11 protein-coding genes are annotated in these 15,902 nt (G+C 65.7%); 2 read left to right on the plus strand and 9 right to left on the minus strand.

Features of this window, described 5'->3' with window-relative positions:
* Nucleotides 1-3: 3 nt before the first annotated feature.
* Nucleotides 4-1,329 carry an MFS transporter gene (locus tag ABZS51_RS08900; RefSeq protein WP_310710373.1) on the minus strand — a complete coding sequence of 442 codons (1,326 nt, stop codon included), beginning with the start codon at nt 1,327-1,329 and terminating at the stop codon, nt 4-6.
* A 155-nt stretch (nt 1,330-1,484) separates the two neighbouring features.
* On the minus strand, nt 1,485-1,730 hold the full coding sequence (locus ABZS51_RS08905) for a DUF2630 family protein (RefSeq protein WP_310710372.1): 246 nt from the start codon (nt 1,728-1,730) through the stop codon (nt 1,485-1,487).
* 38 nt (nt 1,731-1,768) lie between these two features.
* Here ABZS51_RS08905 and ddaH point away from each other — a divergent pair, with 38 nt between their 5' ends.
* A complete protein-coding gene (gene ddaH / locus ABZS51_RS08910) occupies nt 1,769-2,512 on the plus strand; it encodes a dimethylargininase (RefSeq protein WP_355437912.1) in 744 nt (247 codons plus the stop codon).
* A 198-nt stretch (nt 2,513-2,710) separates the two neighbouring features.
* Entirely contained in the window at nt 2,711-4,420 is a 1,710-nt protein-coding gene (gene leuA, locus ABZS51_RS08915; RefSeq protein ID WP_355438028.1) for a 2-isopropylmalate synthase, read from the plus strand.
* A 97-nt stretch (nt 4,421-4,517) separates the two neighbouring features.
* Here the strand turns inward: leuA and ABZS51_RS08920 are convergent, their stop codons facing one another.
* From ABZS51_RS08920 to ABZS51_RS08950, 7 genes are all read right to left on the minus strand, one after another.
* Nucleotides 4,518-5,108, minus strand: coding sequence for a hypothetical protein (locus ABZS51_RS08920; protein WP_355437914.1), 591 nt, complete (start codon nt 5,106-5,108; stop codon nt 4,518-4,520).
* Entirely contained in the window at nt 5,105-7,318 is a 2,214-nt protein-coding gene (locus ABZS51_RS08925; protein WP_355437916.1) for a hypothetical protein, read from the minus strand. The genes ABZS51_RS08920 and ABZS51_RS08925 overlap by 4 nt, the downstream gene beginning before the upstream one ends.
* Nucleotides 7,315-7,557, minus strand: a complete 243-nt coding sequence (locus ABZS51_RS08930; RefSeq protein WP_355437918.1) for a hypothetical protein — start codon at nt 7,555-7,557, stop codon at nt 7,315-7,317. Before ABZS51_RS08930 ends, ABZS51_RS08925 begins: the two co-directional genes overlap by 4 nt.
* Nucleotides 7,558-7,821: 264 nt before the next feature.
* The gene (locus ABZS51_RS08935) at nt 7,822-9,396 is read right to left on the minus strand and encodes a serine/threonine-protein kinase (protein WP_355437920.1); all 1,575 of its coding nucleotides are present in this window, start codon (nt 9,394-9,396) and stop codon (nt 7,822-7,824) included.
* Between the two features lie 59 nt (nt 9,397-9,455).
* Nucleotides 9,456-12,602: a type I restriction endonuclease gene (locus ABZS51_RS08940; RefSeq protein WP_355437922.1), complete on the minus strand. Its 3,147-nt coding sequence runs from the start codon at nt 12,600-12,602 to the stop codon at nt 9,456-9,458.
* 2 nt (nt 12,603-12,604) lie between these two features.
* Nucleotides 12,605-13,873 (minus strand): restriction endonuclease subunit S, encoded by a 1,269-nt coding sequence (locus tag ABZS51_RS08945; RefSeq protein ID WP_355437924.1) that lies wholly within the window; start codon nt 13,871-13,873, stop codon nt 12,605-12,607.
* A complete protein-coding gene (locus ABZS51_RS08950) occupies nt 13,870-15,864 on the minus strand; it encodes a class I SAM-dependent DNA methyltransferase (protein ID WP_355437926.1) in 1,995 nt (664 codons plus the stop codon). Before ABZS51_RS08950 ends, ABZS51_RS08945 begins: the two co-directional genes overlap by 4 nt.
* Nucleotides 15,865-15,902 lie beyond the last annotated feature (38 nt).

The raw sequence follows: 15,902 nt of genomic DNA on the forward strand, positions 1-15,902 counted from the left end.
AGACTAGAGGCGAACGGGGAGCGATTCCGCTTCGCCCGGCTTCTGCTCGGCCCGGCTCAGGGCCGCGTCGCGGGTTTCGCGCATGGTCAGGTAGACGGCCAGGGACACCGCGGCGCAACCGGAGACGTACCAGTAGAAGCCGGACTCGATGCCCGCGTCCTTGAACCACAGCGCCACGTACTCGGCGGTGCCGCCGAACAGGGCGTTGGCGATCGCGTACGGCAGGGCCACGCCGAGCGCCCGGATGTTCGTCGGGAACAGCTCCGCCTTGACCACCGCGTTGATGGAGGTGTAACCGGTGATGATGATCAGACCGATCAGCGACAGGACGAACCCGCCCAGGAAGCCGTCCACGCTGCCCAGCGCGGTCATCAGCGGCACGGTGCCGAGCAGCGAGCCGATGCCGAACGTGATCAGCAGCGGCCGGCGGCCGATCCGGTCCGACAGCGACCCGGCGAGCGGCTGCAGGAGCATGAAGACGAACAGCGCGCAGAAGCTGATCAGGGTGGCGGTCTGCTTGGGCAGGCCCGCGGTGTTGGCCAGGTACTTCGTCAGGTAGGTCGTGTAGGTGTAGTACGCGACCGTGCCGCCCATGGTGAGGGCGATGACGAGCAGGGCCTCCTTCTTGTGCGCCATCAGCGCCTTGATGGTGCCGCGCTGCTGGTCGCCGCCCGCGACCTCGCGCTCCTCCTCGTCGTACGCCTCGGTCTCCAGGAGGCTGCGCCGCAGGTAGAACACCACCGCCGCGCCGAGCGCGCCGACGACGAACGGGATGCGCCAGCCGTACGACTTGAGCACCTCCTCCGACATGGTGTTCTGCAGGATGATCTGCAGGCCCAGGCCGACGAGCTGACCGGCCGTCATCGAGACGTACTGGAAGCTGGAGGCCAGGCCGCGGCGGCCGGGAGGGGTGGCCTCGGTGAGGTAGGTGGCGCTGGCGGCGTACTCGCCGCCGACCGACAGACCCTGCAGGAGGCGGGCCACCAGCAGGACAACGGCGCCGAAGTAGCCGACGGCCTCGTACGTCGGTGCGATGGCGATCAGCAGCGCGCTGGCCGACATCAGGGTGACCGTGAGCGTGAGCGCGGCCTTGCGGCCCTTCCGGTCGGCGTAGCGACCGAGCAGCCAGCCGCCGACCGGCCGCATGAAGAAGCCCACGGCGAAGATGCCGGCCGTGTTCAGCAGCTTGGCGGTCGTGTCGCCTTCGGGGAAGAAGGAGGCGGCGAAGTAGATCGCGAAGCTGCTGTAGACGAACCAGTCGTACCACTCGACCAGATTGCCTACGGAGCCGCCGACGACCGCCTTCCACGGCACTTTGGGTGTGCTCACTGACGTACCTCCTGGGGGAGAAGTTCCAGGCCAGAGCCTCTCCGCAGAAGGTTGTTCGGAACAAGGGGAGGGGGCTGATATCTAACGCGCGCTTAACATCGAGGCAACGCGCGGGTGGCACGCTGCCCCCTCACACCTGCTCCTGCGGGCGGTCCCTACTGGCGGTAGTTCTCGACCTCGGAGGCGGGGCGGGCGGCGGCGGAGTCCGGGTCCTCGCCGACGCCGCGGCGGGCACGGCGCTGCCTGAGCAGGTCCCAGCACCGGTCGAGGGCGACCTCCAGCTCCTTCACGCGCTCGTTCTCCTCCTCGGAGGTGACCTCGCCCGCCGACAATCTGCCGCGCAGCTCGTGCTCCTCGGTCACGAGGTCGTTGATCCGGCTCAGAATCTCGTTGTCACGCATGCCCGAGACTCTACTGATTACGTGATAGAAAGCGCCCTATGTCTGGTATCGCGCTGGTAAGAAAGCCCGGGCCGCGGATCGCCGACGGCCTCGTCACCCACATCGAGCGCGAACCCGTCGACCCCGAGCGCGCCCTCGTCCAGCACGAGGCGTACGTGGCCGCCCTGGCCGCCGCCGGCTGGCGCCCCGTCCACGTCGAGCTGGCCGACGACCTGCCCGACGCGCCGTTCGTCGAGGACGCCGTCGTGGTCTCGGGACGGCTCGCCGTACTGACGCGACCCGGCGCCTCGGAGCGACGGCCCGAGGTCCCCTCGGTGGAGAAGGCGGTGCGGGCGCTCGGCCTCAGCGCCGTGCGCGTCACCCGTCCCGGCACGCTGGACGGCGGCGACGTCCTCCAGGTGGGCGCCACCGTGTACGTCGGCAGGTCGGCCCGGACCAACGACGAGGGCATCGCCCAGCTGACCGCGCTGCTGCCCGAGCGCCGGATCGAGCCCGTGGGCCTCGACGGCGTGCTGCACCTCAAGTCGGCCGTCACCGCGCTGCCCGACGGCACCCTGATCGGCGACCCCGCCCGCGTCGACCTGCCCGGCCTGCTCGAACCCGAGGAGGAGTCCGGCGCGCACGTGGTGCTGCTCGGCGGCGACCGCGTCCTCATGGCCGCCTCCGCCCCCCGCACCGCCGCCAGGCTGGCCGGGCGCGGGCTCGACGTGACCACCGTGGACATCTCCGAGTTCGAGAAGCTGGAGGGCTGCGTCACCTGCCTGTCCGTCCTCGTACCCTGACGTTTCCGCTGGCGGTTCGTCTGCCATCTCAGCATCCGAGATCATGGACGGTGCACGGCGAGACGTCTGGTAGCGTGCAGGACATGCTGCGCGGACTCCTTCTTAGCCGCCGCGGCGGGGGCCTCTGAGGCCGGCTCCCTCGCCGCGGGGCGAGTCATGCGCGTCGGCCGTTCGCATCGCCCGACGAGGAGACCCGACATCATGACCGCACAGCAGCCCAGCCCCATGCCGTTCCGTCGCTACCAGCCCTTCGAGCCGGTACGCCTGACCGACCGCACGTGGCCCGATCAGGTGATCACCAAGGCGCCCCGCTGGTGCGCGGTCGACCTGCGCGACGGCAACCAGGCGCTCATCGACCCGATGGACTCCCATCGCAAGCTGCAGATGTTCGACCTGCTGGTACGCCTGGGTTTCAAGGAGATCGAGGTCGGCTTCCCGGCCGCCAGCCAGACCGACTTCGACTTCGTCCGGCAGATCATCGACGAGGGCCGCGTCCCCGACGACGTCGTCATCCAGGTGCTGACCCAGGCCCGGCCGGAGCTCATCGAGCGCACCTTCGAGGCGATCGAGGGCGCCAAGCAGGCCATCGTCCACCTCTACAACTCCACCTCCACCCTGCAGCGCCGGGTCGTCTTCGGCCAGGACAGGGACGGCATCACGGCCATCGCCGTCGAGGGCGCCAAGCTGGTCAAGAAGCTCGCCGACGCCACCGACGTGGACGTGTACTTCCAGTACTCTCCCGAGTCCTTCACCGGCACCGAGCTGGAGTACGCGGTCGAGGTGTGCGACGCCGTCAACGATGTGTGGCAGCCCACCCCCGACCGCAAGGTCATCGTCAACCTGCCCGCCACCGTCGAGATGGCCACCCCCAACATCTACGCCGACCAGATCGAGTGGATGCACCGCAACCTCAGGCACCGCGACTCGATCATCCTGTCGCTGCACCCGCACAACGACCGGGGCAGCGCCGTGGCCGCCGCCGAGCTGGGCTACCTGGCAGGCGCCGACCGCATCGAGGGCTGCCTGTTCGGCAACGGCGAGCGCACCGGCAACGTCTGCCTGGTCACGCTGGGCATGAACCTGTTCTCCCAGGGCATCGACCCCGAGCTCGACTTCAGTGACATCGACGAGATCCGCCGCGTCACCGAGTACTGCAACCAGCTGCCCGTGCACCCGCGCCACCCGTGGGGCGGCGAGCTGGTCTACACCGCCTTCTCCGGCTCCCACCAGGACGCCATCAAGAAGGGCTTCGAGCACCTGGAGAAGGACGCCCAGGAGGCGGGCGTGCCCGTCGAGGAGTTCACCTGGGCCGTGCCGTACCTCCCGATCGACCCCAAGGACATCGGCCGCACCTACGAGGCCGTCATCCGGGTCAACAGCCAGTCCGGCAAGGGCGGCGTCGCCTACATCATGAAGGCCGACCACCAGCTCGACCTGCCGCGGCGGCTGCAGATCGAGTTCTCCAAGGTCGTGCAGGCGCGCACCGACAGCGAGGGCGGCGAGATCAGCCCGGCCGCCATGTACGAGATCTTCCAGGACGAGTACCTCCCCACCCCCGCCCACCGCTGGGGCCGGCTCGGCCTCATGGCGCACCGCCACGAGTCGGTGGCCGACGACGTGGACCGCATCAGCGCCGACGTACGGGTGGACGGGGAGATCCGCGAGGTCGCGGGCTCCGGCAACGGCCCCATCTCGGCCTTCATCGACGCGATCGCCAAGGTCGGCGTCCAGGTGCGGGTCCTCGACTACGTGGAGCACGCGCTGAGCGCCGGCTCCGACGCCAAGGCCGCCTCGTACGTGGAGTGCGACGTCGACGGGCAGGTGCTGTGGGGCGTCGGCATCGACGCCAGCACCACGACGGCCTCCCTCAAGGCGGTCATCTCCGCAGTCAACCGCGCCACCCGCTGACCGCGGGACCCAACTCCGGGCCGCCGCACGACCTGCGGCGGCCCGGCTCACTCGACCGCGCTCCCCGTATCCCTGGGGAGGCGCGGTCGAGTTGTCTCTAGCGGCCGGGGGTGCAGTGGTAGAGGACGCCGTAGCGTTTTTGGGCGATGCGCATGAGCTCCGTCATGTCTTTGATAGCGTCCCTGCCCTTGACGAACTGAGCGAAGGAGAGGGAGAGCAGGCGCTTCTTTCCACCGCATGAGAACTTCGCGACCACCTCATACGGCTGGCCAGTGAATAGCCCGTACGGCAAGTGCACCGCCATTCCCTCACCAAGGCCAACGGGAAGAGCTATCCCCCCGTGCCTGCCGAAGACCTTCTGCTTGTCGTCCAGGATGTAGTCGAGGTCTTTCTCCGTCCGGCCCCCGAGCTCCTGAGACCAGGCGACGCTCAGTGGGTTGGGGTCGGCATCAGGCGTTCGGCATTCACCGTCTGCCTTGGTGCCACCCGCTCGCTCGGTGAGAGGCCCGGTCACTCCGCTGGCCAGCCGCAAGGCATACTCGGGTACGAACGTGCAGAGATAGGGGGCGGAGTCTCTGATCACGTCCGTGCTGCTCGAATCAGACGGGGGAGGCGCCTTCTCCTGGGTGCATGCCGCAGTGAAGATCATGATGGCAGCGAGCACAGTCAGCAGGCACCGGATCCTCATGTCCCACCCTTCGAAGCGGAAGGAACCTCCAGGCCGAGATAGCTGTTCACGTCTGCGGTGTCATGGAACGTTTGCTTGAACCGGTCAAGTTGATCGTTGGTCCCTCCCTTGCTCCGAGCCCAGTTGAGGAAGTCGCTGTACTCCTGCGGGCTCATTTCGGGGAAGGGTTTGATCGTCGGCGGAGTTCCGGTCGTGAACATTCGATTCTGCATATCGCGCCGGTCAAATAGGCCCTTGTCCAGCATGGCTGTCGCGAGCATCTGCTCCGCCAACCTCTCCACCGCGAGTCGGTTGTCCGCCAGCGTCCGGTACGTCTCGTCCAGGCCTTTCCCGTGTTCAGACATCCGCTGGGCCACCTGTTCGGCGATCTGGTCGTACGCGGCCCCCGCCAGCTTGTCGTACCCCGAGCTGATCAGGTCGCCGAACGCTCCGGTCGCCAGCTCGCCCACCCGTCTGGCTCCCGGCACGGGCAGCAGTCCTATCGCATTGCCCACCATGCTTTTCAGCGCCTCGTCCGCCTTCTTGTCGTCCAATCCCTGAGCGATCAGCACCTGGCGGCGAATCTCCACGATATAGCTGAAGGGCTGTGCCTCCGCCACGGTCCGGTCCGTCAAGAACTGCTTGATGTCGCTCTTGTCGACTCGTCCGTCCTCGTTGAAGTCGAACCCCTTGACGTCGGACGCCTTGAAGCCGAGTCGCTCGGCGTTGGAAGCGTCCAAACCGACCGGAGGTACGGCGCCGAGGGCCGCGCGCATGTGCTCGGTCTGCGCTCTCACCAGGGCTTCGAAGGCGGCGTCGTCGGAGGTTGCCAGGGCCAGCGCGTACGACATGTCCTTGGCCGCCACCTCGCCGAAGGTCGCGTGGTTCAGGAGGAGGCGTGACAGCTCGTCGATGTTGGCCGCGAGTGCGAGGCCCAGGGGCCGGCGCAGGGGAGCGTACCGGTCGAACAGATCCCTGTCCTTGATCTCCAGGTTGCCGCTGTCGTCCTTGCCGAAGGCGCCGCTGACCTCGCTGGAGAGGATCTTGGTCAACTGGGCGGCCAGGGCCTTGGAGGTTTCGTCCCGGCCGGTCGTCGCGGTCACCAGCAGGTCGTTGAACGGCTGGTAGTCGCCCAGGTAGCGGGAGGCGCCCCACCGGGTCGTCAGCAGGTAGTCCAGCACGGTCTCCTTCGATCCGGCCGGTGTGTGGTCGAGCAGCGCGTGGGACGCCTCCCGGCTGGACTTCGCCGCGTGGAACAGGTCGTCCACGACCGATGATCGTCCGGCGGTGCCCGGTCCGCCCATCTGTGGTCCGGGTCTCAGCGCGGTGCCGAGGCCGAGCGCCCCGGCCAGGTCGACGATGGGGACCTGGGCGCCCGTGAAAGGCAGGGCCCGGCCCAGCGCGTCGTTGCTCGCCGCCCAGGTGTCCTTGCGCCGCTCGTACTCGTAGGCGATCACGTCGCGTCCCACGACCTCCATGAACTTCTTCGAGAACGGCGGCTTTCCGTCGTGGGCCCGCCAGACGAGCGCCTGCGCCTGGTAGCCCGAGTACGTCGTGTCACCGGCCTTGTGGTCGGCCCGGCCCTCCTTCACCAGGTCCTTGAGGAACGCCTCGCCCAGGTACGCGGGACTCTTGGGGTCGGTCCCCCTGGCCAGGGCCGCCGCGAGCATGCGCAGGGCCTTGGCGCCCTCCGCCGAGAGCCGCGCCGCACGCTCGGGATCACCGTGCACCTTGGCGTCGCGTACCCGGTCGGCGAGCGAGCCCGGTAGCCGGGTCACGCCTGCGGCGCCGAGCGCGCCCAGGAACGCCTTGACGAACTCCGCGTCCCCGGTACGGGAGGCGTATCGCTCCAGCCCGGGCAGCGCCGCCGCGTCCCCGTCGGCGGACTTGAGCGCGGCGCGGGCGGCCAGTGTGCCGTCCAGCAGGCCTTGGGCGGCCTCCAAGCCGTCGGGCATCTCCAGGAAGCTGCCGGCCGGGGTGCTCCGGCCGAACGTGACCTTCTGCCGTTGGAGCTCGTGGACCAGCCGCTGCCGCCGCCGCAGGTCCTCGGCCTGCGCGGTGACCCGTCCGGCGAGCTGCCGCAGCCGCGCCGCCGGTGCGGTGTCGAGTCCAGCGCTCTGAAGCTCGCCGTGCAGGGCTCGCGCCAGCTCCTCCAGCCGCCCGGCCGCCTCGGTGTGCTTGCCCGCCATCGTGTCGAACTCGGCCTGCCTGACCCCGGTGAACTCCGTCATGACCGGTCCGGAAGTGCGGCCAGCTTCTGGTCGGCGCTGTGGACGGCCTGCGTGAGCGCGGCCCGCAGCTCTCGCTGGTCGGCGTGGATCTGGGCGTCGAACCTGGCTCCCGTCGGCCCCACCCACGCGTCGTTCTCCATCAGGCGGCAGGACGGGTCGAGCGCCCACCAGTGCTCGTCCGACAACCGCTGGATCCGCTCCGCCACGGCCCGCATCGCCTCGCGATCGAGATCAGCCACGATGATCCCCTCGTACGGCTCGCTGCTCAAGAACCAGATCAGGAGGCGGCGTCCCCCGGTTTTCACACCGTAATCAACATCACGTCAACAGAACAAGCTCAACGCCGGTGAAAGGCATAGCTCGTTCGACTTATGTTCGTGAATAGGCGGTTTTGCCCGACTTGGGCAGGGCTCCGCTGAAACTAAAAGCGACTTGTAGCTGCCGGCGACTGAGGGGCGCATGCTGACCGACCGGTTCGGCATCTGTGGCACCCGGGCGCGCGCTTACCCGTTTGTGAGGTATCTGAGGATCTCTGCTATTTCCTGTGTTTCTTCGTGGTTTGGTCCGTAGAGGACGCAGAGGTCGTCGAACAGCGGGTTCAGTACCTCGCGTGCCGCCGTGACATCACCCTCGCCGGCGAGGAGCGTTCCGATGCTGCGCCGGAGCTCGATGGCGATCTGGGAGATGTCGCTCTCCTTCGCGCGAACCAGACGCAGAACCTCGCGGTACTGCTGGAGCGCGTGGGTGCCGTGACCCAGCTCAGCGCGGCAGTCGGCCGCGTGGCGACGGCAATGGATGACGTTGTTGCCGGTCGGTCCCTCGGTGACTTCATAGGCCCGGGTGAGGTCGTCGAACTCTGGTAGCGATCGGCGATAATCGCCGCCGACGAACAGGATCGCTGCCCTCTTCTTGCGCAGGGCGAGCACTGCCGGATGGCGGGCTCCGAGGTCGGCCGAGCCCGAGTCGATCACGTCTTGGAGGGCGTCTGCGGCCTGGACGTAGCGCTCCTCGACAAGAAGGTCGTCGACCTTGCGGTTGGCGTCGGCGACGGCATGCTTGAAGTTGGTGTCGGCCATCCCACCTGGCGAAAGAACAAGTGCTGGCGCGGATGCTCTGGGAAGGACGTCGGGCGGGCGTGGAGCGTTCGGGCGGCGATACATCTGGGTGGGATCCGGGCACCCGGTGAGCTGAGGGCCGCTCCGCGGTGCCGATGATCCCGGTGGAGGCAGGAACGGCAGAAGGCCGAGGTAGGCCGCGTAGGCGTCTGACGGGCGCTGCTCGGGCTTCTTGGCCAGCAGTTCGAGGACGAGCTTCTCCAGATCCTCGGGGACTTCGGGGCGCAGCACGCGAACCAGCGTCGGTCGGGAATGGCGATGCTGCTCGACGAAGTCGTCCTCGGTGGGGCCGTCGAAGGCCGGCCGGCCGGTGAGCAGCTCGTGGAGGAGACAGCCAAGGGCGTAGAGGTCGCTCTGCGGGGTGACCTGGCGGGCCCGGGTCTGCTCGGGCGACATGTACTGGTAGGTCCCCATCGGGATACCGAGCCTGGTCAGTTGCGGGACATCGGGGCGGAGGATCGCGGCAATGCCGAAGTCGAGCACCTTGACCGTGCCGTCTGCGCTGACCAGCACGTTGGCGGGTTTGAGGTCGCGGTGGACGACGGGAATGGCGTGGGCATGGGAGAGCACGGTGGCGATCTGTGCGGCCATCGCCGCCGCCCAGGGGATCGGTAGGAGAGCGCTCGGCTGGATGTAGGAGCGCAGGCTGGTGCCGTGGATGTACTCCATGACCAGGTAGAGCTGGTCGTAGGGCTCTTCGAGGACGGCGTCGTAGACCTGGGGCACGCCGTGGTGGCGGATGCGCGCGGTGATGCGCGCTTCGCGGCGGAAGCGGTCGGCGAGTTCTTTGGCGTCCCGGGCGGACGTAATTACGTCCGTCCGGATTACCTTTACGGCGACTTCGCGGTCGAGTACCGCGTCGTAGCCGCGCCAGACCGTGCCCATGCCGCCGGTACCAATCTTTTCGGCCAGTTCATATCGCCCGGCGACGGGTTCTATCGGCACGTTGTCTCCACGAGTCACAATGAGCACCTTTGTGATCAGTGTGCTCGTGAAGAAGCCCGGCTGTCCAACAGAAGGGATCAGGCCACGTCGCCGAGCCCCTCCTGTTCGCGGATGAGCCGCCAGGCCGCTCGGCGCGCGGTCTTGGTAAGCGCGACTTTGAAGGTGGGGTCCTTGTCGAAAAATCTGTCGCCGAGCGTCTTCAGGTTGTCGACGTGGTCGGCGACCTTTTCCTCGAAGACCTTGTTGAAGACGTGCCCGAAGTTGTCCGGGTCCATGTTGGCAACAGCGGCCTGCCGTACTCCGAGGTCGGCGACGGTCTCGTTGAATGGGACGATCATGTCCTGTTCCGTGAAACTGGTGCCGAACTTCTCGTTGAACTTCTCGATCAGCTCGGACAACAGCGACTTCTCCTCCTCCTTGGATCGGCCGGAGCCGTCGCCGAATCCCTTGAGGGTGGAGGCGCCTTCAGGATCGAGGCTGAGGTCGTGGTCGCCGGTTTTCTCGGTCTTGACGTGAGTGAGGTCGATCTCGCCCAGATCCACGTCACCCCTGGCGCCGTGGGGGAGCCGGGCCAGCAGGTAACGGCCGTAGACATAGAGCAGCTCCAGGTCTTCGTCCTGATAGGGGATGACCTGGGAGAGGAACCCGTACTTGCTGACGTAGGCGTCCAGGTCGGATCGGAACTCCTCGGCCTTCTTCTGGTCGTCCTCGTCTTCGCCGTCCAGCAGGTCCTTGAATCGGCTGACCGCCGGGGCGAGCAGCCGGTAGAGCTCCGCGTGGAGCTTCTCGTGAGAGATCCTCGCCTCGTCGGCCGCGAAGAGCGCTGCGGCGAAGGCGAGCATCTCCTGCTTGTAGAGCACCTGGTGACCCATGACCTTGCTCAGCGCCGTGTACAGCAGGTTCGGGTCCGAGGGGAGCGTCTCCGCCTCTTCGAAGTACGGGCGGAACGAATCCCTGATCTGCTCGGCGTCGTTGACGAAGTCGATGACGGCCAGGTCCGCTTGTGACTTGCGCTCGGCGGTCCGGTTCAGCCGCGACAGGGTCTGCACGGCGGCGATACCCGACAGCTTCTTGTTGACGTACATCGTGGTCAGCAGCGGCTCGTCGAAGCCAGTCTGGTACTTATCGGCCACGACCAGAATGCGATACTCGGCACGGCCCCTGCCGCCGGCCTTCACCATTTTGTCGTCGGCGCGGGTGTAGGCGAACGCCTTGGGCAGGGCGTCCTCGCCGAGGCCGCTGTTCTCCTTGACCTCGGTGATGTCCTTGTCGCCGTCGTGGTCGAGGCTACCGGAGAAGGCGACCAGCACTCCGATGTCGCTGCCGCGGATCTCCAGCTCCTCCTTGATCGCACGTGACATCTGCAACGCGCTGACCCGGTATGGAGTGACGACCATTGCCTTGGCCCGTCCGCCCATCCTGCCTCGGGTGTGGGCCAGGAAGTGCTCGACGATGACGACCGCCTGCTGCGCGACGGTCGCATCATGGGTGAGGGCGTACCGGGCCAGCTGTGGGCTGGCCTTCGACTTGTCCACTTCTCGGTCGTCAGGGTTTTTACTGACGAGCTTCCAGAAGGTGTCGTAGGTGGCGTAGGCGCGGAGCGGATCGAGGATGAAGCCCTCCTCGATCGCCTGCCTCATCGCGTAGGTGTGGAACGGCTTGTACTTGTCCTCGCCGTCGACCTTCTCGAACTTGCCGAACAGCTCCAGGGTCTTGGCCTTCGGCGTGGCCGTGAAGGCGAAGTAGGAGATGTTGGGAGCCATGCTGCGCTCGGCGGCGCTCTGCTTCAGCTTGGCGTCCACGCTGGTCGCGCCCTGCGCATCGTCCTCAGCATCCAGGCCAAGGTTGCGCAGCGCGGCACGGACGGCCCTGGCGGCCTCGCCGGACTGGGAGGAGTGCGCCTCGTCCACGACGATCGCGAACGTCCGGCCCTTGATCTCGGTCGGATTGTCCTTGAGATACTCCACCAGCACCGGGAAGGTGGCCAGGGTCACCGTGATGATCTTCCCGCTCTCACTGGAGAGCGCCTTTGCCAGCTGCGCCGACTTCGCTCCCCCCCGCTCATCGATCTTGACCACGAGCCCGGCGGTCTGCTCGAAGCTGCCGACCGTCTCACGGAGCTGAGCGTCCAGGTTGCGCCGGTCGGTGATGATGATCGTCTTGTCGAAGACCGGGACGCCGGGCTTGAGCCCCTTGGCTACCGCTTCCGGATCGAGCTCGCGGACATCGGTCGCCGTGTGCAGCGCACTCAACCGGTGCGCCAGCCAGGCGATCGTGTTCGACTTGCCGGACCCGGCCGAGTGCATGACCAGGTAGTTGTGGCCGGCTCCATGCGCTACGGCATGCGCCGTCAGTTTCTTGACGGCGTCCCACTGGTGGAATCGGGGGAAGATCGCCGAGCGTCCACTGCCCTTCTTGTCCTTGGGCTGGTGGACGAAGCGCTCCAGCAGGTCCAGCCAGTTGTCGCGCTCCCACACCTGCTCCCACAGGAAGGAAGTTGGATACTTCCCAGGTACGGTCGGCACCGGGTTTCCGGCGCCGCCGGACTCGCCAGCGCCTTCCGAACCGGTGTTGAAGGGAAGGAACGGCGTGGGCTTACCGCGCAGCCTCGGGGCGACGAAGACCTGGTCCGGATCGACGGCGAAGTTCGCCACCGACTTCTGGGCGAAGATCGGCTCGGTGGGGTCGCGCTCTTCCCGGTACTGCTTCTTGGCCTGCTCCACGCCCTGCCCGGTGAGCGGGTTCTTCAGCTCGGCGGTGGCGACCGGGATACCGTTGACGAACAGCACCAGGTCGAGGCGGTGCCCCTTGTCTGCCGCTTTGGTCGCGTAGGCGATCTCTCGGATGACCGTCAGCCGGTTGGCCCGGTAGTTGGTCAACACGGCGTCGGATTCGACCAGGTTCGGCTTGAAGTAGGCCAGCCTGATGCGGACGCCGCGATCTTTCACGCCGTTCCGCAGCACGTCAAGGACGCCTTCGGTGGCGATCGCCTGGTTCAGCCGCTTGATGAACCCCTGCTGGGCGGCGTCGGCGTCGTTGCCGTAGAGGGTGAGCAGGTGGTTCCACTCGTCGATCTGGGTCGCGCCGATGAAGGTGAATAATTCGGCGGTGGCCAGTCCGACGTCGGCCCGGTAGTCCGAGTGATGTCCCACCTCCCAGCCGCGCTGCTGCATTTCTGCGAGAATTCCGCTCCGGAAAGCTTCCTCGTTGTGGTTCGCAGCCATCACTACTCCACTCCACGTCCGCTTGCCGATGACACATCGAACTGCCCGGTCACCGCCGCCGTGATCAGCGCCTGTCTCCGCTCCGCAAGCAGCGCCGATTGGCGGTTCATAGTTGTGCGCAGCGAAGCGGTTGCGGATGTCCCTTCTTGAATACGCACGACAAGTGCCTCCTGCTGAGCGATTGTCGCAGCAGGAATCGGCCAGGTCCTAATGTCTTCCCCACGAAGTTTGACCATCGACTGTGACGAACCTCGGGCGACAGACTGAATGAAGGTCCGCACTCGACTGCTCATTGCTACTTGGGCCACGAACTCCGGGATAACGCTGGTTGATAGCCCGACGCGGTAAATTAGGTCAGGAAGAAGTAGCTTTTCACATGCTCTATTCACTACCGCTACGTCTCCCACGAGGTTCGGAGTGTTCGCTCTCGTGACGAGAAAGTCTCCAGGTCGGACCTCATTCGCTCTTATGGGTTCGATATCGTTAGGGAGTCGCTTGTTCTCGCGTGGATTAAAAGCTCCCATCTTCACAGCGCTCAGCTTGAGGACGCCCCACTCGCCTGGCTCGCACGGTACGGCCTCACATTGAGGGCTTGTGCCTTGCTCGATGGTAGTAAGCAGTCGCCGAAATGGTATCTCGCCTACATTATTGAAGAGTGTGTCGATCAGAGTATCTCTGAGTGCGGTGTCCCGCTCATCGATTCTCTTCTGTGCCTCGGTCTGGAGCGCACGCAAGCGGTCGATGCGGGTGGTTTCGGCGTCGAGGAAGTCCGCTATTCGTCGCTGTTCGTTCAGGGCAGGGGTTGGGATTCGAAGGTTTCCCACTTGCTCGAAGTTCAGGCCATCGCGATTGCCGCCGACTTGTAGTGAGGAGATTTGCATCCATGTGGTATGCGCCGATATAGCGTATTCGAGAAATCGCGGATCGATAGAACCTTTTGGGCGCAGGATGCATACGTGCTGATTGACATTCGCCTCCCCTGTTCCCGCAGGAAAGCGAGTTGCTCTGCCGAGCGATGCTCCGGTTATATTGAGCAGTATGTCATTCGCTATCAGTCTTGTGTTGTCCATTTCTTGATGAGTTACATCGCTGATATAAGCGACGTCCTCAAGTTTGAGGCCCCCGAAATGAATGTTTTGGCTCCGTAGAAATATAACGCCCTCTTCAAGGTAGGTTTCCGAACCGCCAGATGGCGTCTTGCCGCTTCCGATTTTAGAAACAACATGCTTAACCCGTGACATATTTGCAAAAGCTGTCATGGCCTCGGTCATTCGGTCACCTCGCTGAGGAGGGCCTGGATCTCGGCCTCAAGGGACTTGAGTTCGGCGTCGATCTCGGCCAGCGGACGGGGTGGCGTGTAGACGTAGAAGTGCCGGGTGAACGGGATCTCGTAACCGATCTTCGTCTTTTCGTGGTCGATCCAGGCGTCGGGGACGTGCGGGAGAACCTCGCGCTTGAGATACTCCTCAACGTCCTCATCAAGCGGCACATTCTCGAAGTCGCGCAGGTCCGGGTCGGGCTCCGGGTTCGGGTCGCCCTTCTTCTTGTACTGAATTTCGCCCTTCGGGTCCTTCACGCCGATGGCGTCGCGGAGCGACTTGAGGAACGGTGCCTTCGACGGCCACGGGCTCCCGGCGGCGGCCACCGCCTCGTGCAGAGCCGAGAAGGCCTCGGCCTTCGTCCACCACGTGGAGCCGAGCAGTGGGCGGACCGCCTCAACCTGGCTGCTGACGCCGATGTCGCTGCCGGCGGCGATGGGATTGTGGACCATCAGGGCGATCCGGAACTTCTTGAGAGTCTCTTCGGTGAGCTCGAAGCGGAGCTTGAGCGGGCGCTCGACGGTGATGCGGCGGTAGCCGAAATCTTCGTTGCGGAAGACCTTGACCTTGCCGTGCAACGGGTGCTCAGGGTCGTCGGCCACGGTGAGGGCTTCGCCGTAGAGTCTGGTGATCTCTCTGATCTGGCCTTCGCCGATAGCCTTGCGCTTGTCGCCGAGGGACTTGCGCATCTTCTGCCAGTACTCCCGCGCGTCCAGCAGGATGACCTTGCCCCGGTGATCTGGAGACTTGCGGTTGCTGAGGATCCAGAAGTAGGTGGAAATACCGGTGTTGTAGAAGAGCTGGTCGGGCAAAGCGACGATCGCCTCAAGCCAGTCGTTCTCCAGGATCCAGCGACGGATGTTCGACTCGCCGGAGCCGGCGGAGCCGGTGAACAGCGGGGAGCCGTTGAAGACGATCGCGATGCGACTTCCGCCCAGCGCGGGGGTCTTCATCTTGGAGATCATGTGCTGCAGGAAGAGCAGCGAGCCATCGTTGATGCGGGGCAGGCCGGCCTGGAACTTGCCCTCTGGCTCGCGCTCGGCCTCGTCCTCGATCTGGGTCTTGATCTTCTTCCATTCGACGCCGAACGGCGGGTTGGCAAGCAGGTAGTCGAACCGCTCGCGCAGATGGCCGTCGTCGGTGAAGGAGTTGCCGAAGGCGATGTTCTCAGGGTCCTGGCCCTTGATCATGAGATCGGAGCGGCAGATGGCCCATGACTCAGGGTTGAGCTCCTGTCCGAAGGCTTTGACGGTCGCGCCCTTGTTGAACTTCCTGATGTGCTCCTCGGCGGCGCTGAGCATGCCGCCGGTGCCGCAAGCCGGGTCGAGGACGGTACGTACCACGCCGCTGTCCCGCAACAGGTCCGCGTCGGGCGCGATGAGCAGGTTGACCATCAGTTCGATGACCTCGCGCGGGGTGAAGTGCTCACCGGCCGTCTCGTTCGAGGCTTCCGAGAAGCGCCGGATCAGGTCCTCGAAGACGTATCCCATGGCTTGGTTGGGTACCACTGACGGGCGCAGGTCAAGGTCGGCGAACCTGCCGACGACCTGGTAGAGCAGGTCGGCCTCGTCGAGCTTCTTGATCTGCTGCGCGAAGTCGTACTTCTCCAGCACTTCGCGGGCGTTGTCAGAGAAGGCCGCCACGTACTGGTTCATCAGCGAGGCGGCGTGCTTCGGGTCGCCTGTGATCTTCTTCAACGTGTAGCGGCTGGTGTTGTAGAAGTTGTGCCCGGCCGCCCGGCGCAGGAAGAACTCGCGCTCCTCGCCCTTCTCGGCGGCGTCGGCGACTGCCTCCCGGGTGGGTTCGAGGACGCACTCGAGGCGGCGCAGCACGGTGAACGGCAGGATCACCTTGCCGTAGTCGTGCCTGCGATAGTCGCCGCGCAGCAAGTCGGCGACGGCCCAGGCGTGGTTGGACAGTTGGGAGTGCTTACCGAGGTCCAACGGTGGTCCTTCTCTCGTGGCGATCGGGAGGACAGTGT

It is taken from the genome of Nonomuraea sp. NPDC005501 (assembly GCF_040605905.1).
Taxonomy (GTDB): Bacteria; Actinomycetota; Actinomycetes; order Streptosporangiales; family Streptosporangiaceae; genus Nonomuraea.

Bases quoted from the DNA above. Each gene is read 5' to 3' on its own strand.
- ABZS51_RS08905 (WP_310710372.1), bottom strand. From the start codon at position 1,730: ATGCGTGACAACGAGATTCTGAGCCGGATCAACGACCTCGTGACCGAG.
- ddaH (WP_355437912.1), top strand. From the start codon at position 1,769: ATGTCTGGTATCGCGCTGGTAAGAAAGCCCGGGCCGCGGATCGCCGAC.
- ABZS51_RS08920 (WP_355437914.1), bottom strand. From the start codon at position 5,108: ATGAGGATCCGGTGCCTGCTGACTGTGCTCGCTGCCATCATGATCTTC.
- ABZS51_RS08925 (WP_355437916.1), bottom strand. From the start codon at position 7,318: ATGACGGAGTTCACCGGGGTCAGGCAGGCCGAGTTCGACACGATGGCG.
- ABZS51_RS08940 (WP_355437922.1), bottom strand. From the start codon at position 12,602: ATGGCTGCGAACCACAACGAGGAAGCTTTCCGGAGCGGAATTCTCGCA.
- ABZS51_RS08945 (WP_355437924.1), bottom strand. From the start codon at position 13,873: ATGACCGAGGCCATGACAGCTTTTGCAAATATGTCACGGGTTAAGCAT.